Source organism: Roseateles sp. GW821-FHT02E12 (assembly GCF_059421665.1).
In genome coordinates this window covers 815,721-832,978 of the sequence record NZ_JBWKVK010000002.1, presented here as the reverse complement: position 1 = coordinate 832,978, position 17,258 = coordinate 815,721, and the positions used below count along the sequence as shown (strand labels likewise).

The following is a 17,258-nucleotide window of genomic DNA, read 5'->3' as shown; positions in this document are numbered from 1 at the left end:
GGCTCTTTCAAAGCGTGGCTTGCAGAACAAGGCCGAACTGGCGGCCGGGGGCGGTGTAGGAGTCCAGCGCCGCGCTGGCGGGCGTGAGGCCGCGCACGTCGGCCCAGCGCCAGTACTTGCGGTCGGTCAGGTTGTCGACACGCGCCGACAGCGACCACACCGGGCTGATCTGCCAGCCGGCCGCAAGGTCCAGCACCGTGTAGCCGGCGGGCGTGAACGGGTTGGTGGCGTAGACGCGGCTGGGTTGCTTGCCGGAGGCGTGCAGCACGGTGGCCTCCCAATGCCAGTCGGCGCGCTGCTGGCGCAGGCTGAGCGAAGCCTTGCTGGGCTCGACGGTGTCCAACGGCCGCTTCACGCCGTTGCGTTCGGCGTTGCCATGCGTGCGCGCATAGGCCAGACCCAGGCGCCACTGCTTGTCGATCTGGCCGCTGAGCTTGGACTCCACGCCGCGGATGCGTGCGCCGTCGAGGTTGATGGACTGGAACACCAGCGGGTTGCCCGGCGCACCCGTGCCGCCCACGATTTCCTGGCTGATGAAGTCGTCGTAGCGGTTGTCGAACGCGCTGAGCTGCCACTTCCAGCCGCTGACATCACCGCGCAGGCCCAGCTCACGGCTGTCGGCGCTTTCGGCCTTCAGGTTGGGGTTGCCAATGGATGTGTAGCCCTGCGCCAGGTTGGTGAAGCCGTTGTTGACCTGCGAGGGCGTCGGCGCCTTGAAGCCCTTGGCCCATTGCGCATAGGGCACGAGGCCGGGCGCGGCCTTCCACACCACGCCGAGGCGCGGCGTCACGGCGCTGTCGCCGAGGTTGACGATGGCGCCGGTAAAGCCGTTGGCCGAAGGCTTGAGCGAGAAGTGCTCGTAGCGCACGGCGGGCACGACCTGCCAATCGCCTTCGGTGAACTCGCCCTGCACGAACGCGCCAATGAGGCGGTAGTCGGTATCGGGAAAGGGCTTGGCCGGGAACGGGTCGCCCGCCGACGGCGTGATGCCGTCGCGCAGGCCGGCCACGGTGTTGCGGCTGGCGTCCAGGCCCACGGTCACGCGCTGTGCGCCCCAGCCGATCTGGCCGGTGGCCGACAGGCCGGTCAGCGTCTCGTCGTAGTGATTGTCGCGGGCGCGGTCGGTGCTGGTGCGGTCCTCGAAGGCGTACTGCCCGACGCGCGAGGCCTGGCGGTAGACCTGCACGCTGGCCTGCTGCAGCCACTCGGCATTGGGGTCGTCCAGCGTCCAGGCCAGCGACGAGCGCCAGCGGTGGCTCTCGTCGTCGGCGCGCAGGTCCAGCGTCGTGGCGGTGCGGGCCGACAACACGTTGGTCTTGTCGCGCTGCTTCACGCCTTCCAGCGTCAGCTCAACGCGCTGCTGTGCGCTGAGCGCCAGGCCGGCCTTGCCGAGCAGCGTGTGGCGTTCGCGATCCAGTGGATCGGGCTCGCTGCGCGTGACGCCATCGCCACCGACCGTGCCTTTGTTGTCCAGCTCGTGCGAGCGGCGCGTGGCGCCCTGCAGCAGCCAGTCCCAGGCGCCCGAGCGCCAGGCGCCGGCGAGGTTCACACCCACGGCGTCGTCGCCCGTGTAGGCCAAGGCCTGGGCCCGGGCGGCGAAGTCCTTGCCGGGCTTGAGCAGGTCGCTGGCGCGCAGCGTGCGCAGGGCCAGCGCACCGGCCAGGCCGTCGCTGCCAAACTGCGTCGACGCGGGGCCGCGCAGCACTTCGAGGGCCTGTGCGCCCTCCAGGTTGAGCATGCCGGCGCGGCCGGTCACGAAGGGGCCGAAGCTGAAGCTCTGCGGCATGCGGATGCCGTCCACCAGCATCAGCACCTGGTTGCCTTCGAGGCCGCGGATGTTGATGCCCTCGTTGCCGGCGCGGCCGGTGGCGCTGCCGGCGAGGCTGAAGCGCGGGTTGGGCGCACGCACGGCGAGGTCGACCTCGTTCCTCAGCAGCTCGCGCAGGTCGCGCGCGCCGGGGGCGGGCTTGAACACGCTGACCGTGGCGGGCACTTCGTCCACGCGGCGGTCGCCACGAGCGGCGGTGTTGGTCAGCTCAGGCAGCTCGGTGGCTGCAATCGCCGGATGAGGTTCGGTTTGGGCTTGCGCAAAGGTGGCAAGGCAGGCGCAGGCGGCGGCCAGCGCAACAGCGGTCTTCAGCACGGGGGCTCCGGTGGGAGGCGCGGGCTGGCAGCGGCTGGCTGGCGCGGGGTATCGAAACGGGGGGACTTACTTGGTCAGGATCAGCTTGCCCAAGGACGTGACACGCAGTCGGTAGACCTGCTGCTGGTGGACGATGAAGACTTCGCCCTGCGGGCCGAGCAGCGTGGTGCTGTCGATGTGACGAGCCTGGCCCTGGCCCGCACCCACCGTCAAAGCCGGCGGGGCTGCCAGCGGTTTTGGCGGGTTGTGGTCAGCAAGCATGGCGTCACTGTAATGAGAATCATTCTCGATTGCAAGTCGCAGCTATCGATTCGATAGCCCTTGTTGGGCGAGAAGCAGCTGGGCAAGCCCATGGCCCGCGCCAAGGGCGACGGCATGCACGCCTGCGAGCTGAATGTGGGTGCCAAGAAAACGGTGGTGCTGAGGGCGCCACTGAACGGGCCGGCGAAAACCAGCTTGATGGGCTGCTACTACTTCTACCGGCAGTGACCCTGCGCGCTCAACTCAGCGCCCTCCGCCGGCGGGCTGGCCTTCGCGGTCGACCACGGCGACGCGGGTAAAGATGCTCTCGAGCAGCAGCTTCATCAGCCCCGTTCACGAACACCGACTCAGACCCGGGCCGGTGATGGTGGCCGAGGCCGACCGACACCCAGGCGCTTGAGGCTGGGCACAGGATCAGCGCTTGGCCGCGACGACCTCAGTCCTGGCAGGGCCGTCGGCCGGTTCCTGCTGCGCGGGCACCGCAACGTCGAACGACTGCGGGACAGCTTCGCTGTTCGCTACGGTCTCGGCTGACAGGCTGTGGATGCCGACCGCGCAGGTCACCACGGTGAGCAGGGCGACGATGAGGATCTTGGTCATGCTGGGCTTTCGGGGGATGAAAGCCATGACTGTGAGCAGCAGCCGTATCAGCCGCGTTCCAGGCGACGCAGGCCTGTGTTTCACTTGTTGCGCCAGCCTGAACTTGCAGGCCCCGCGCTCAACCCTTTTGCCGCTCGCTCTCGTACAGGCAGATCGCCGCCGCCGCCGCCACGTTCAGCGACTCCTCGCCGCCGGGCTGTGGGATGCCCACGGTCAACGCGCAACGGGCCATCAGCTCGGGCGACACACCCTGCCCTTCGTGGCCCATGACCCAGGCGCAGGGGGATGGCAGCGTGATGCGGTGCAGCGCGTGCTCGGTGTGTGAGCTGGTCGCGACCAGCGGCACAGTGAGCGCTGCCAAGTCGTCCGCGGCGAGGCCTTCAACGAGACGCAGGCCGAAGTGCGCGCCCTGCCCTGCACGCAGCACCTTGGGCGACCACAGTGCCGCCGTACCTTTCAGCGCCAGCACCTGCCGCACACCGAAGGCCGCCGCGCTGCGCAGGATGGCGCCGACGTTGCCGGCGTCCTGCAGGCGGTCCAGCACGACGCTGGCGGCGTTGGGGTCGATGGCAGCTGTCTCGGGCAGCGTCAGCTCGGCACCGATCTGCGCGGGCGATTCCAGGCCGCTCAGGCCCTTGAACAGCGCCGTCGGCACGACCAGCGCACGCGGCGCCGATTCGGCCAGCGCCGCCAGCGCGTGGTCCTGCATCGCGCCTTCGGTCAGCACCACGAGCGCCGGCTGCCAGCCCCGCTGCAGCGCCGCTCGCAACAGATGGTCGCCCTCGATCCACACGCTGCCGGTCTTGCGGTAGCCGCCGGCGTCCGTCGTCAGCTTGCGCAGGCGCACCAGCGCCGGGTTGTCACGGGACGTGATGTGGTCGAGCTTCATTCGGCGCAGACCTCACGAACCGGCGCGAAGCTGCGGCGGTGCCAGGGGCTGGCACCGTGTGCCTTCAACGCGGCCAGGTGTTCGGGCGTGCCATAGCCCTTGTGCGTGGCGAAGCCGTATTGCGGATGGCTCTGGTGCATCTGCTCGCAGAACAGGTCGCGCGCGACCTTGGCGAGGATGCTGGCCGCGGAAATGGCCTGCACGGTGGCGTCGCCCTTGATGATGGCCTCGGCCGCCATCGGCAGCACGGGCAGGCGGTTGCCGTCGATGCGCACCAGCGCGGGCTTGAGCCGCAGGCCGTGGACTGCGCGCTGCATGGCCAGCATCGTGGCTTGGAGGATGTTGATCTGGTCGATCTCCTCGGTACTGGCCTGCGCGATGCAGCAGCACAGCGCCTTGGCGCGGATCTCATCAAACAGCTTGGCGCGCTTGGCGGCGGTCAGCACCTTGGAATCGGCCAGGCCCTTGATGGGTTGCAGGTCGTCCAGGATGACGGCGGCCGCGAACACCGGCCCGGCCAGCGGGCCACGGCCGGCCTCGTCCACGCCGGCGATGAGGCCGGTGGTGGGCGCCCAGTCCAGGGACACTTGTTCAGGCACTGATGAGGCTCGCGATCGCATCGCTGGCACGCCGCGCGGTGTCTTGCCGCAGCAGTTCGTGGAGTTGGACAAAGCGCTCGTGCAGGGCGGCACGGCGCGGTTCGTCGGCGAGCAGGCCTTCCGCCTCGCGCGCCAGGTTCTCGGGCGTGCAGGCGTGCTGGATCAGTTCGGGCACCAGGAACTCGCGCGCCAGGATGTTGGGCAGGCCCACCCAGGGCAACAGGCCCTTGCCCTTCATGCGCCACCAGTTCAGTGCGTTCATGCGGTAGGCGATGACCATGGGGCGCTTGAACAGAGCTGCTTCCAGCGTGGCGGTGCCGCTGGCCACCAGCGTCAGGTCGCAGGCTGCGAGCGCGGCGTGGGACTGGCCGTCGACGAGCTGGATGTCTACGCCGCCAAGCATGGGTTCGACAAGGCCGCGCAGCCCCGGCACGACGGGCATGACGAAGCGCCGACCCGGCTTGGCCAGCAGCTTGGCCGCGCCGATCAGCGCCGGCGCGATGTAGTTGATCTCGCTCTTGCGGCTGCCGGGCAGCAGTGCGATGACGGTGTCGCCTTCGGGCAGCTTCAACGCCTCACGCGACGCCGCACGCGGTGGATCCGCGGGAATAGCGTCGGCCAACGGATGGCCCACATAGGTCGCGCCGATGCCGGCCTTGTGCAGGATCTCGGGCTCGAACGGGAACAGGCACAGCACATGGTCCGCCGCCCGCTTGATCGTCTCGACACGCTCTGGCCGCCAGGCCCAGATGGACGGGCAGACAAAGTGAACGGTCTTGATGCCCGCCTCGCGCAGCCGTGTCTCCAGCCCGAAATTGAAGTCGGGGGCATCGACGCCGATGAAGACATCCGGCCGGTTCGAGATGAGGCGCGTGCCAAGCTGCTTGCGGATGGACAACAGCTCGCGGATGTTCAGCAGCGCGTCCACGTAACCAAAGATCGACAGCTTGCTGTGCGGCCACCAGGTTTCGAAGCCCTGGGCGATCATCTTGGGGCCGCCGATGCCCTGCGCCGTCAGCGCGGGCCAGCGCGCATGCAGGCCTTGCAGCAGCAGGCCGGCCAGCAGATCACCGCTGGCCTCGCCGGCCACCATGCCGAGGCGGGGCGCGGTCTGCATCGGTTATCGGACGATGCCGCGGGTCGACGCGGCGAGGAAGTTCAGCATGTTGTCGATGTCGCCATCGGCTGCACCGCCATCGCTGCCACGCAGCGCCGCGATGCCGGCCTTGGCCTCGTCCAGCGTGTGGCCGCTGCGGTAGAGCAGCTTGTAGATCTGGCGGATGGCGCTGATGCGCTCGCTGCTGAATTCGCGGCGCTTCAGGCCGACGACGTTGACCGCGCGCGCCGCGAGCGGGTTGCCGTCCACGGTCATGAAGGGCGGTACGTCTTGCGCCACGTGGGCCTGGAAGCCGATCATGGCGTGGTCGCCGATGCGCATGCGCTGCAGGACGCCGGTCAGGCCACCGATGGTGACCCAGTCGCCCACCTGCACATGGCCGGCGAGCGTGGCGTTGTTGGCCAGCACGCATTCGTTGCCGATGACGACGTCATGGGCCAAGTGGCAGTAAGCCATGATCCAGTTGTCGTTGCCGACCGTGGTCTCGCCGCGGTCCTGCACGGTGCCGATGTTCAGCGTGCAGAACTCGCGGATGGTGTTGCGGTCACCGATGACCAGCGTGGTCGGCTCGCCGGCGTACTTCTTGTCCTGGTTGGCAGCGCCGATGGAGCTGAACTGGAAGAAGGTGTTGTCGCGCCCGATGGTCGTGTGGCCTTCGATGACGACGTGCGGGCCGACCTTGGTGCCGGCGCCGATCTTCACGTGCGGGCCGATCAGCGAGTAGGCACCGACCTCGACGCTGGAGTCCAGCTCCGCGCCGGGGTCGACGATGGCGGTGGGATGAATGGCCATCGTTGACAGGATCAGGCTTCGATGCGGCGCATCGTGCACATCAACTCGGCTTCGGCGGCGAGCTGCTCGCCCACCAGGGCGCGGGCGTTGAACTTGTAGATACCGGCCTTGGCGCGGCCCAGCGTCACTTCCAGCACCAGTTGGTCACCCGGCTCCACCGGGCGCTTGAAGCGGGCACCGTCGATGCCAGCGAAGTAGACGACCGACTTCTCGTCCAGCACGATGCCCACGGTCTCGATGGCCAGCAGCGTTGCAGCCTGGGCCAGCGCTTCCAGCACGAGCACGCCCGGCATGACGGGGCGGTGCGGGAAGTGGCCGAGGAAGAAGGGCTCGTTGATGGAGACGTTCTTGATGGCACGGATGCGCTCGCCCTTGATCAGCTCGACGACGCGGTCCACCAGCAGGATGGGGTAGCGGTGCGGCAGACGCCTGAGGATCTCGTGGATGTCCATCGTCGTCGGGAGCGCGGTCGAAGTCGGGGTGGGGGTCGAGGTCGGTTCGTTCATTTATTTCTTCTCCAGCGCGCGCACGCGCTCGCGCAGGGTGTGGAGCTGGCGCAGCGTGGCCGCGTTCTTTTGCCAGCTCGAATTCTCTTCGAAGGGATAGGGGCCGCTGTAGACGCCCGGCTCGCTGATGCTGCGGGTGACGGTCGTTGCGGCCGAGATGTGCACGCCGTCCACCAACGTCAGGTGGCCGATGATGTTGGCCGCACCACCGATGGTGCAGTTGGCGCCGATGCTCGTCGAGCCCGCGACGGCCGCGCAGCCGGCCATGGCCGTGTTCCTGCCGATGTGCACGTTGTGCGCGATCTGGATCAGGTTGTCCAGCTTCACGCCGTCCTCGATGACGGTGTCGCTCAAGGCACCGCGATCAATGCAGGTGTTGGCGCCGATCTCGACATCGTCGCCAATCGTCACGGCACCCAGCTGTTCGATCTTCACATAGCCGCTCTTGCTGGGCGCAAAGCCGAAGCCATCGGCACCGATGACGACGCCGCTGTGCACCAGGCCGCGCGCACCGATGCGGCAGCCATAGCCGAGCACGACTCGTGGTGCCAGGCGCGTGCCTGCCCCGATGGCAGCATCGCGTTCAACGACGCAATGAGCGCCGACGCGGGCGTTGTCACCGATGACGGCACCGGCTTCGATGACGGCCAGCGGGCCGATCTCGACGCCCTGCCCCAAGGTCGCGTCGGGCGACACGATGGCGCTCGGGTGGACGCCCGCGCTCACGGCCGGGCGCGTGCGTGCTGCCCACCACTGCGTCAGGCGTGCGAAGTAGAGATACGGGTCGGGTGTGGCGATGGCCGCGCCGCGCGCGGCCGCAACCTCGGCAAACGCCGGAGCAACGATGACGCAGGCGGCCGCCGTCGTTGCGAGCTTCGCTTGGTAGCGCGCATTGGCGAGGAAGCTGATGCTCTCGCGATCAGCCTCTTCCAACGGCGCGATGCGCGCGATGCGAATATCGGCGTCACCAAGCAAATCGCCGCCCAAGGCGGCGATCAGTTCGGAGAGCGCGACCGTTGTCGTGCTCATGGCGCTGCGCGAATTACTTCTGCCCGTTCAGCGCGTCGATCACCTTCTTGGTGATGTCCACGCGGGCGCTGAAGTGGATCGCATCCTGCAGGATGAGGTCGTACTTCTCGGCTTCGAAGATCTGCTTGATGACCTTGTTGGCGCGTTCGACGACGCCCGACAGCTCTTCGTTCTTGCGCTGGTTCAGGTCTTCCTGCCACTCGCGGCGTTTGCGCTGCAGGTCGCGTTCCTGCTCGACGACATCGCGCTGACGGCGATTGCGTTCGTTCTCGGACAGCGTCGGGGCGTCCTTCTCCAGCTTTTCTGCAGCGCCGCGCAGCTTGGTTTCCAGGTCGCGCAAATCCTTCTCGCGCTTGCCGAACTCAGCCTCCAACTTGGCCTGTGCCGTCTTGGCCAGGTTGGCCTCGCGCAGCACGCGCTCGCTGTTGACGTAGCCGATCTTCAGTTCCTGGGCTTGCACGGCCGAAGTGGCCACAACCATCACAGCGGCCAGAGCCACCGATTGCAAGAGCTTGCTCATCATCAGAATGCAGTCCCGATCTGGAATTGGAATTTCTCGATTCTATCCGTGCGTTCCTTGCGGATAGGTTTGCCGTAACTCAGCCGCAGCGGGCCCATCGGCGAGATCCAGGAAAGGCCGATACCTGCCGACACGCGCACGGTGTCGAAACTGACCTTCTCTGCCAGACCCGTGCCCCAGACGTTGCCGGCGTCCATGAAGCCGAAGATGCGGAAGCTCTTGTCGTTGCCGCTGCCGGGCACCGGCAAGTAGAGCTCGGCATTGGTGTTGAAGCGCTTGCTGCCGCCGCTGTAGGAGCCGGTCACGTCGACCGGGCCCAGCGAGCCGGCCTCGAAGACGCGCACCGAGCCCAGGCCGCCGCCGTAGAAGTTCTTGAAGATCGGGTAGGGCTTGCCGCCCAGGCCCACACCCCAACCCAACTCGCTGTTGATGCCGAGAGTGATCTTGTTCGTGATCTCGAAGTAGTGCTGGTACTGCAGGTTGACCCGCGCGTACTGGGCATCGCCAACGACGCTCGCTTCGACGTTGACGCGCTGGTAGCGGCCCTTCATCGGGGAGATGACACTGTCACGACTGTCGCGCTGCCAGCCGATGGTCAGCGGCACGGAGTTGCTGCGCTGGCCGAACTGGTTGGCGAACAGGAAGTAGCTGTTCGGCAGGCCCTTGGACGTCGTGATGTTGGTCTGCTCGTAGCCAACGCCGAAGAAGACGGTGTCGACCTCGGAGAAGGGCACGCCGAAGCGGATCGCGCCGCCCTTGGTGACGTACTGGTATTCCTCGCCCAGCGTGTTGATCGGGCGGGTCGTGCGGTAGAACATGTCGATGGAGCGCGACACGCCGTCGACCGTGAAGTACGGATCGACCGTGCTGATCTGCAACTGGCGACCGGTGCGGGCCGTCGCCACGTCGATGCCGAGGTAGTTGCCCGAGCCGAACACGTTGTCCTGGCGGATGGAGCCGGTGAAGGACAGCTTGGTCTGGCTGGAGTAGCCGGCACCGACGGTGATAGCACCAGTGGGACGCTCGACGACGGTCAGGATGACATCGACCTGGTCTTGCGCACCCGGCACCTCCTGGGTGTCGATGGTGACTTCCTTGTCCTTGAAGTAGCCCAGGCGCTCGACACGGTCGCGCGAGGCCTTGATCTTCTGGCCGTCGTACCAGGCCGCCTCGAACTGACGGAACTCACGGCGGATGACTTCGTCCCGCGTGCGCGAGTTGCCCGACAGGATGACCTTGCGCACGTAGACGCGGCGCTGCGGCTCGGCGACGAACGTGACGACGACCTGGCCGGTCTCGCGATTGATGTCGGGCCGGCTGTCGATGCGCGCAAACGCATAGCCATAGGTGCCAAACAGGTCGCTGAAGGCCCGCGTCGTCTGCGCGACGGCCTCGCCCTGGTAGGACTGGCCGGGCTTGAGATAAATGAGGTGCTTGAAGTCTTCCTCGCGGCCGAGGTAGTCGCCTTCGAGCTTGATGCCGGTGACCGTGTAGGGCTGGCCTTCGCTGACCGTGATCGCGATGCTGATGCTCTGCTTGTCCGGCGAGATCGTGACCTGCGTGGAGGTCACGTTGAACTCCAGGTAGCCGCGGTTCAGGTAGTAGCTGCGGATGGTTTCCAGGTCAGCGTTGAGCTTGGCACGCGAGTAGCGGTCGGTCTTGGTGTACCAGGTCAACCAGCCGGTCGTCGTTTGCTCCAGCAGGCCTTGCAGGGTGCTTTCAGAGAAGACCTTGCTACCGAGGATGCGGATCTCGGCGATCTTGGCCGGCTCGCCCTCCGTCACGTTGAAGCTGACGTTGACGCGGTTGCGCTCGATCGGGGTGATCGTCGTCGTGACCTCGGCGCCGTAAAGGCTGCGGGTCAGGTACTGGCGCTTCAACTCCTGCTCGGCGCGGTCGGCCAGGGCCTTGTCGAAGGGCTTGCCCTCGCCGATGCCGACGTCCTTCAGCGACTTGGTCAGCGCCTCGGTGTCGAACTCCTTCAGGCCGACGAAGTTCACGTTGGCGATGATGGGGCGCTCGTCGATGATGACGACGACGGCATTGCCGTCGATGCTGATCCGCACGTCCTTGAACAGGCCCGTGGCAAACAGCGCGCGCAGGGCAGCGGCGCCCTTTTCATCGTTGTAGGTGTCGCCGATGCGGAAGGGCAGCGACGCGAACACGGTACCCGGGTCGGTACGCTGCAGGCCCTCGACGCGGATGTCCTTCAGCACGAAGGGATCGACCGCCCAGGCTAGCCCCGACTGGAACATCCCCGTGATAGCCAGAGCCAGCAAGCCGAGGCGGAAGGGGCGACGCTTCGCTCCCGAACTGAAAGGAAAGGACATGGGAACCGGGGAGTGTCAGTGCCAGCCCGCGAGGCGGGCGACGTCGTTGGAAAGGGCCAAGGCCATCATCAGCATCAGGATCAGCGCACCAGCGCGCTGCAGTTGCCGTTGCCACCATTCGGAGACGGGGCGGCCACTCAAACCCTCGAAAAGATGATACATGAGGTGCCCGCCATCGAGCATCGGCAGCGGCAGCAGGTTCAGGACGGCGAGGCTCAGAGAAATCTTCGCGAGAAAGTCCAGATACGGGGAGAGTCCCGCCTGGGCGGACTGGCCGGCATAGTCGGCGATGGTGAGGGGCCCGCTGAGGTTCTTTACTGAAGCTTCACCAATCAGCATGCGGCCAAGCAGCCGAACGGTCGTGGTGGCCATGTCCCAGCTCTGCTCGAAGCCACGCGCCAGGCCATCGAAGAGGCCGTAGCTGACGAAGACGCGCTCGGGCGGCGAGCCCACGCCGATCTCGAGCCGGGCTATGCGCTGACCAGCATCGTCGACCAGGCGCGGTGTCGGGTTCAGTTCGACGATCTGGCCGCCGCGTTCGACGCGCCAAGCCATCGCGCGCGGCTGATCGCCATCGCGGGCACGGCGAATGGCATCGCGCAAAAAACCGGCATCGGGAACGGCCTGACCGTCGATGGACAGCACGCGGTCCCCCGCCACCAAGCCAGCGGCGGCACCCGGGCCGCCAGCGGCCACCTGACGGATCAATGGCTCGGCCAACGGTGCAAGGCCGATATCGTTGAACAGCTTGGCATCGGGCGCCCTGCCCACCAAACGTTCCATCTCCAGATGAACGCTGCGCGAACCATGGCCCTGAGTCCCGTTGACCGACAGATGCAGGGGCTCTCCGAGTGCCTGGGCACGCGCGACGGCGGACTGCAGTTCGGGCAGGGATTCCACGTCCTGCCACTGTTGGCCGTCGACGGAGATGGCCCGCACCCAGTCGCCGGCATGCAGCCCGGCGCGTTCGGCGAGCGAGCCGGCTGGTGGCGTGCCGAGCACGGCCTTGGGCACTTCACTGCCGAGCCAGGCAACAACGGCAAACAGCAGCACGGCCAGCACCCAGTTGGCCGCCGGCCCAGCCGCAACGATGGCGGCACGCTGGCGCAGCGGGCGTTGGTTGAAGGCCTGCTCGCGCTCCTGCGGCTCCACCGGGCCGTCGCGCTCGTCCAGCATGCGAACGTAGCCGCCCAGCGGCAACGCACTCAGCGTGAACTCCGTGCCGTCACGGCCGACACGGCGCCAGAGCACGCGGCCAAAGCCGATGGAGAAGCGCAGCACCTTGACGCCACAGGCCCGCGCGACGCGGTAGTGGCCCCATTCATGGACCGCGATCAGCAGCGCCAGCGCGGCGAGGAAAGCAACGATCGTGGTCATATCAGGCTGAGCGCGTGCTGACGCGTGCGGGCATCGAGATCCAGCAGCGCTTCGATGCTGCTGCAAGCCCCGGGCTGCACATTGGCCAAGCATTGCGCGTTGATCGCATGGATGCGGTCGAAGCGCAGGCGGCCATTCAGGAAGGCATCCACGGCGATCTCATTGGCCGCGTTCAGCACCGTCGTGCTGCCTTCCGCGCCCCGCAGCGCCTGCCAGGACAGGTGCAGGCCCGGGAAGCGCACGGCGTCGGCTTCCTCGAACGTCAAGCTGGGCGTCGTCAGCAGGTCCAGGCGACTGGCGCCCGACGTGATGCGTTCGGGGAAGGACAGGCCGTAGGCGATGGGCACGCGCATGTCGGGCGTGCCCAGCTGCGCCAGCACCGACTGGTCGCGGCAGACCACCATCGAATGGATGATGCTCTGCGGGTGGATCACCACCTTGATCTGATCCGGCGTGAGGTTGAACAGCCAGCGCGCCTCGATGACCTCCAGCGCCTTGTTCATCATCGTGGCCGAGTCGACCGAGATCTTGCGGCCCATGACCCAGTTGGGGTGGGCGCAGGCCTGGTCTGGCGTCACGTCGGCCAGCGTCTTCGGATCCCGACTACGAAAGGGGCCACCCGAGGCAGTCAGCACGATGTGGTCGATGCGCTGCGCCCAAGCTGCACGGTCCTCGGGCAGGCATTGGAAGATGGCCGAGTGTTCGCTGTCGATGGGCAGCAGCGTTGCGCCGCCCTGCTCCACCGCCTGCATGAAGAGGGCACCGCCGACGACGATGGCCTCCTTGTTGGCCAGCAGCAGGCGCTTGCCGGCCCGCGCCGCAGCGATGGCCGGCGCCAAGCCCGCCGCGCCGACGATGGCCGCCATGACGGTGTCGACGTCCGGGTGGGCGGCGATGTCGGCCAGGGCAGGGGCGCCGTCCAGCACCTCGGTCTTGCTGCCGGCTTCACGCAGACGCTCGCGTAGTTGGGCAGCCGCAGCGCGCTCGGGCATGACGGCGAAGCGAGGCTTCCAGGTCAGGCATTGCGCCAGCAGTTCGTCGACACGGCTCATCGCGCTGAGGGCAACGACCTCGTAGCGCTCCGGGTGGCGGGCGATGACGTCCAGCGTGTTGACGCCGATGGAGCCGGTCGAACCGAGGACGCAGACGCGTTGGCGAGTCATATCAGAGGCTGATCAGCGCGAGGGCCAACGGGAAGACGGGCAGCAGCGCGTCGATGCGGTCAAGCACTCCGCCATGCCCGGGCAGCAGATTGCTGCTGTCCTTGGCACCCACGGCGCGCTTGACGAGGGATTCGAACAGATCGCCGACGACGCTCATCGCGCCAAGGAAAACCAGGGCCAGCAAGGACACCCAGCCGTGGCGCTGAACCAGCAGCGTGTAGAGGCTGGGCGAGTCGATGGCGACCTTCACATCGATGACGTGGACCCAGATGAAGCCGAGCAGGATGACGCCCGCCATGCCACTCCAGACACCCTCCCAGCTCTTGCCCGGGCTGATGCTGGGCGCGAGCTTGCGCTTGCCGAAGGTGCGGCCGCCGAAGTAGGCCGCGATGTCGGCCATCCACACCAGGCAGAAGACCGACAGGATGAAGTTGATGCCATGCACCTTAGCCTGCACGATGGCCAGCCAGGCGCCCCACAGCAGCAGGGCGCCGAGCGCCAGCCGCGCGCCGCGCGCGATGCGGGGCCAACCGGCGGGGCCGGCGCGCAGCGCGTAGGCACCGCCCAGCACCCACACCAGGCTGGCCAGCGACCAGACCCAGATCGGCGGTGCGTTCAGGCCACCGATCAGCAGCGTCCAGACGCAGGCCAGGGCCAGGGCCACGCCCGCCGCAATCGCACCCGTGCCGGGCAGGCCGTTGAGCCGCGCCCATTCCCAGCCGGCCGCGCCCATCATGACGACAGTGACCCAGGCAAAGGGCCAGGGCGAGGCCTGGAAGAGCACCGGCAGCAGGATGGCCAGCAGTACGACGGCGGTGATGACGCGTGTCTTCAGCATGTCGAGCCTTCAGGCAGCGGTGGGCGCTTCTTTGACGCCGCCAAAGCGACGGTCGCGCTCGTGGAAGGCCGCGATGGCCGCGTCCAATTCACGCTCACCGAACTCGGGCCACAGGCAGTCTGAGAACACGAACTCCGTGTAGGCAGCCTGCCAGAGCAGGAAGTTGCTGATGCGCACTTCGCCGCCCGTACGGATGAAGAGATCAGGGTCGGGCGCATAGCTCATGGCCATGAATTCCGACAGCCTGGCCTCGGTCAGTTCGTTGGCGGGCACGCCGGCCTCGATGGCCTTGCGGCAGGCCTGCACGATGTCCCAGCGGCCGCCGTAGTTGAAGGCGACGTTGAGCGTCAGCTTGGTGTTGTGGACGGTGCTGGTCTCGGCCTCATTCCAGGCGTTGCGCAACTTGTCGGACACCGCGTCACGGTCGCCGACGATACGGATGCGAACGCCCATCGCGCCCATCTTGGCCAGGTAGCGGCTGACCGCGGCAAGCACCAGGCCCATCAGACCGGACACCTCGTCGCTCGGCCGCTTCCAGTTCTCGCTGGAGAAGGCAAAGACAGTGACGTGCTCGATGTCGCGGTCGATGCAGGCCTGGACGATCTTGACGAGGCTGTCCACGCCAGCCTTGTGACCGAAGAAGCGCGGCAGGAAGCGCTTCTTCGCCCAGCGGCCATTGCCGTCCATGACGATGGCGACGTGGCGCGGCGGCGCCGGGCGGTCTTGCGCCATGGGGACGGCGCTCAAACCGCCAGGATCTCGGCTTCCTTGCCCGAGATCAGCTTGTCGATCTCGGCGATCACGCGGTCGGTGAGCTTTTGCACTTCGTCGAGGCTGCGGCGCTCGTCGTCCTCGCTGATTTCCTTGTCCTTGAGCATCTTCTTGGCGTGCTCGTTGGCGTCGCGGCGCAGGTTGCGCACGGCGATCTTGGCGTCTTCGCCGGCGTTGCGCACGACCTTGGTCAGGTCCTTGCGGCGCTCTTCCGTCAGCGGCGGCATCGGCACGCGAATCAGGTCGCCCTGGCTGGCGGGGTTCAGACCGAGGTCCGACTCACGGATGGCCTTCTCGATCTTCGCGCCCATGCCCTTTTCCCAGGGCTGGACGGAGATCGTGCGGGCATCGAGCAGGGTCACGTTGGCGACCTGCGAGATCGGCACCATGGAGCCGTAGTAGTCAACGCTGACCTGGTCCAGGATGCCGGGGTGGGCGCGGCCCGTGCGGATCTTGTGCAGGTCGTTCTTCAGGGACTCCACCGACTTGGCCATCTTGGCTTCGGCGTTCTTTTTGATGTCTGCAATGCTCATTTCATTTCCTTGCGGAACAGGCCACCCGTGCGGCTGCGGGTAGCTCTGCCCCCAACTGACTCAAAGCTTGACGATTTCAAACGTGGACGAGCGTGCCCTCATCCTCACCTTGCACGACGCGCTTCAGCGCGCCGGTCTTGAAAATGCTGAAAACCTTGATCGGCAGCTTCTGGTCGCGGCACAGCGCGAAGGCGGCGCCGTCCATCACCTGCAGATTGCGGCTGATGGCCTCGTCGAAGGTGATGCGCGAATAGCGGGTGGCCGTCGGGTCCTTCTTCGGGTCGGCCGTGTAGACCCCGTCGACCTTGGTGGCCTTCAGCACGATTTCGGCACCGATCTCGGCGCCACGCAGCGCAGCGGCCGTGTCGGTCGTGAAGAAGGGGTTGCCGGTACCGGCGGCGAAGACGACGACCTTGCCTTCTTCGAGGTATTGCAGCGCCTTGGGGCGCACATAGGGCTCGACGACCTGCTCGATGGCAATGGCCGACATCACGCGGGCGATCATGCCTTCCTGGCGCATCGTGTCGGCCAGGGCCAGCGAGTTCATGACCGTGGCCAGCATGCCCATGTAGTCGGCCGTCGCGCGGTCCATGCCGACCGAGCCGCCGGCCACGCCACGGAAGATGTTGCCGCCGCCGATGACGACGGCGACTTCGACACCCATCTGCGTGATCTCACGGACTTCCTGCACCATGCGCACGATGGTTGCGCGATTGATGCCGTAGGCGTCGTCACCCATCAGGGCTTCACCGGAGAGTTTGAGCAGGATGCGCTTGTACGCGGGCATGGTGTCCTCGAAAGTCGGGGGGCCTGGTGGTGACCCGGAAGTTTAAAGGGCGCCAACTTGGCGCCCTTTCATTTCGCAAGAGTCTTTACTGACCCTTGGCAGCTGCCACCTGGGCAGCCACTTCGGCCGCGAAGTCGTCGACCTTCTTCTCGATGCCTTCACCGACGACGTAGAGCGTGAAGCCCTTGACCGTCGTGTTGGCAGCCTTCAGGTGGGCGCCCACGGTCTGCTTGCCGTCGGCGGCCTTCACGAAGACCTGGTCCAGCAGCGAGACTTCCTTCAGGAACTTCTGCACCGAGCCTTCGACCATCTTGGCGATGATGTCGGCGGGCTTGCCGGATTCGGCGGCCTTTTCGGTGGCGATGCGGCGTTCCTTCTCGACCAGATCGGCCGAGACGTCGGCACTCGACAGCGCAGCGGGCTTCATCGCGGCGATGTGCATGGCGACGTCCTTGGCGGCGACGTCGTCACCTTCGAACTCGACGACCACGCCGATGCGGGTGCCGTGCAGGTAGGTGGCCAGCTTGCTGCCGGTGTAGCGCTGGAAGCGACGGATCGACATGTTCTCGCCGATCTTGCCGATCAGACCCTTGCGCACGTCTTCCACGGTCGGGCCGAAGCCTTCCTGGGACAGCGGCAGGGCCGACAGGGCGACCACGTCAGCGGGGTTCTGTTCAGCCACCAGGCCAGCCAGCGCGCTCACGAAAGCCAGGAAGGCGTCGTTCTTCGAGACGAAGTCGGTTTCGCAGTTCACTTCGATCAGCGCGCCGTTGCCGCCGACCACGGCCGAGGCGACGATGCCTTCGGCAGTGATGCGCGAGGCGGCCTTGCCGGCCTTGTTGCCCAGCTTGACGCGCAGGATCTCTTCAGCGCGGCTCAGGTCGCCGTCGGCCTCGGTCAGCGCCTTCTTGCATTCCATCATCGGGGCGTCGGTGCGAGCACGCAGTTCGCCCACCATGCTTGCGGTGATAGCAGCCATATCTCTTCTCCAGATTTCGGTTGG

General features: G+C 66.8%; 19 protein-coding genes. 1 reads left to right on the top strand and 18 read right to left on the bottom strand.

Annotated elements, in window-relative coordinates:
• Nucleotides 1–7: 7 nt before the first annotated feature.
• Both AC07V5_RS14620 and hemP read right to left on the bottom strand, forming a co-directional pair.
• Nucleotides 8–2,143: a TonB-dependent receptor domain-containing protein gene (locus AC07V5_RS14620; protein ID WP_495116400.1), complete on the bottom strand. Its 2,136-nt coding sequence runs from the start codon at nucleotides 2,141–2,143 to the stop codon at nucleotides 8–10.
• Between the two features lie 66 nt (nucleotides 2,144–2,209).
• Nucleotides 2,210–2,404, bottom strand: coding sequence for a hemin uptake protein HemP (gene hemP / locus AC07V5_RS14615; protein WP_495116399.1), 195 nt, complete (start codon nucleotides 2,402–2,404; stop codon nucleotides 2,210–2,212).
• Between the two features lie 60 nt (nucleotides 2,405–2,464).
• Between hemP and AC07V5_RS14610 the strand changes: the two genes are divergently transcribed.
• The gene (locus AC07V5_RS14610) at nucleotides 2,465–2,632 is read left to right on the top strand and encodes a hypothetical protein (RefSeq protein ID WP_495116398.1); all 168 of its coding nucleotides are present in this window, start codon (nucleotides 2,465–2,467) and stop codon (nucleotides 2,630–2,632) included.
• A gap of 186 nt (nucleotides 2,633–2,818) precedes the next feature.
• Here AC07V5_RS14610 and AC07V5_RS14605 read toward each other — a convergent pair whose 3' ends face one another.
• From AC07V5_RS14605 to tsf, 16 genes are all read right to left on the bottom strand, one after another.
• Nucleotides 2,819–3,004, bottom strand: coding sequence for a hypothetical protein (locus tag AC07V5_RS14605; RefSeq protein ID WP_495116397.1), 186 nt, complete (start codon nucleotides 3,002–3,004; stop codon nucleotides 2,819–2,821).
• Nucleotides 3,005–3,122: 118 nt separating this feature from the next.
• Nucleotides 3,123–3,893: a TrmH family RNA methyltransferase gene (locus AC07V5_RS14600; RefSeq protein WP_495116396.1), complete on the bottom strand. Its 771-nt coding sequence runs from the start codon at nucleotides 3,891–3,893 to the stop codon at nucleotides 3,123–3,125.
• Nucleotides 3,890–4,513 carry a ribonuclease HII gene (gene rnhB / locus AC07V5_RS14595; RefSeq protein ID WP_495116395.1) on the bottom strand — a complete coding sequence of 208 codons (624 nt, stop codon included), beginning with the start codon at nucleotides 4,511–4,513 and terminating at the stop codon, nucleotides 3,890–3,892. The genes AC07V5_RS14600 and rnhB overlap by 4 nt, the downstream gene beginning before the upstream one ends.
• Entirely contained in the window at nucleotides 4,485–5,609 is a 1,125-nt protein-coding gene (gene lpxB / locus AC07V5_RS14590) for a lipid-A-disaccharide synthase (protein WP_495116394.1), read from the bottom strand. Before lpxB ends, rnhB begins: the two co-directional genes overlap by 29 nt.
• Nucleotides 5,610–5,612: 3 nt before the next feature.
• Entirely contained in the window at nucleotides 5,613–6,401 is a 789-nt protein-coding gene (lpxA, locus tag AC07V5_RS14585) for an acyl-ACP--UDP-N-acetylglucosamine O-acyltransferase (protein WP_495116393.1), read from the bottom strand.
• Nucleotides 6,402–6,412: 11 nt separating this feature from the next.
• Complete coding sequence (gene fabZ / locus AC07V5_RS14580) at nucleotides 6,413–6,907, bottom strand: 3-hydroxyacyl-ACP dehydratase FabZ (protein ID WP_495116392.1); 495 nt, start codon at nucleotides 6,905–6,907, stop codon at nucleotides 6,413–6,415.
• Entirely contained in the window at nucleotides 6,908–7,936 is a 1,029-nt protein-coding gene (lpxD, locus tag AC07V5_RS14575; protein WP_495116391.1) for a UDP-3-O-(3-hydroxymyristoyl)glucosamine N-acyltransferase, read from the bottom strand.
• 13 nt (nucleotides 7,937–7,949) lie between these two features.
• Nucleotides 7,950–8,456, bottom strand: coding sequence for an OmpH/Skp family outer membrane protein (locus tag AC07V5_RS14570; protein ID WP_495116390.1), 507 nt, complete (start codon nucleotides 8,454–8,456; stop codon nucleotides 7,950–7,952).
• Between the two features lie 2 nt (nucleotides 8,457–8,458).
• Nucleotides 8,459–10,786, bottom strand: a complete 2,328-nt coding sequence (gene bamA / locus AC07V5_RS14565) for an outer membrane protein assembly factor BamA (protein WP_495116389.1) — start codon at nucleotides 10,784–10,786, stop codon at nucleotides 8,459–8,461.
• A 15-nt stretch (nucleotides 10,787–10,801) separates the two neighbouring features.
• The gene (gene rseP, locus AC07V5_RS14560; protein WP_495116388.1) at nucleotides 10,802–12,163 is read right to left on the bottom strand and encodes an RIP metalloprotease RseP; all 1,362 of its coding nucleotides are present in this window, start codon (nucleotides 12,161–12,163) and stop codon (nucleotides 10,802–10,804) included.
• Entirely contained in the window at nucleotides 12,160–13,326 is a 1,167-nt protein-coding gene (gene ispC, locus AC07V5_RS14555) for a 1-deoxy-D-xylulose-5-phosphate reductoisomerase (RefSeq protein WP_495116387.1), read from the bottom strand. The genes rseP and ispC overlap by 4 nt, the downstream gene beginning before the upstream one ends.
• Before the next feature lies 1 nt (nucleotide 13,327).
• Entirely contained in the window at nucleotides 13,328–14,164 is an 837-nt protein-coding gene (locus tag AC07V5_RS14550; protein WP_495116386.1) for a phosphatidate cytidylyltransferase, read from the bottom strand.
• A gap of 9 nt (nucleotides 14,165–14,173) precedes the next feature.
• Nucleotides 14,174–14,896 carry a polyprenyl diphosphate synthase gene (gene uppS, locus AC07V5_RS14545; protein WP_495116385.1) on the bottom strand — a complete coding sequence of 241 codons (723 nt, stop codon included), beginning with the start codon at nucleotides 14,894–14,896 and terminating at the stop codon, nucleotides 14,174–14,176.
• 11 nt (nucleotides 14,897–14,907) lie between these two features.
• A complete protein-coding gene (gene frr / locus AC07V5_RS14540) occupies nucleotides 14,908–15,468 on the bottom strand; it encodes a ribosome recycling factor (protein ID WP_495116384.1) in 561 nt (186 codons plus the stop codon).
• Between the two features lie 76 nt (nucleotides 15,469–15,544).
• Nucleotides 15,545–16,255, bottom strand: a complete 711-nt coding sequence (gene pyrH / locus AC07V5_RS14535) for a UMP kinase (protein ID WP_495116383.1) — start codon at nucleotides 16,253–16,255, stop codon at nucleotides 15,545–15,547.
• A gap of 85 nt (nucleotides 16,256–16,340) precedes the next feature.
• Nucleotides 16,341–17,234 carry a translation elongation factor Ts gene (tsf, locus tag AC07V5_RS14530; RefSeq protein WP_495116382.1) on the bottom strand — a complete coding sequence of 298 codons (894 nt, stop codon included), beginning with the start codon at nucleotides 17,232–17,234 and terminating at the stop codon, nucleotides 16,341–16,343.
• Between the last annotated feature and the right edge of the window lie 24 nt (nucleotides 17,235–17,258).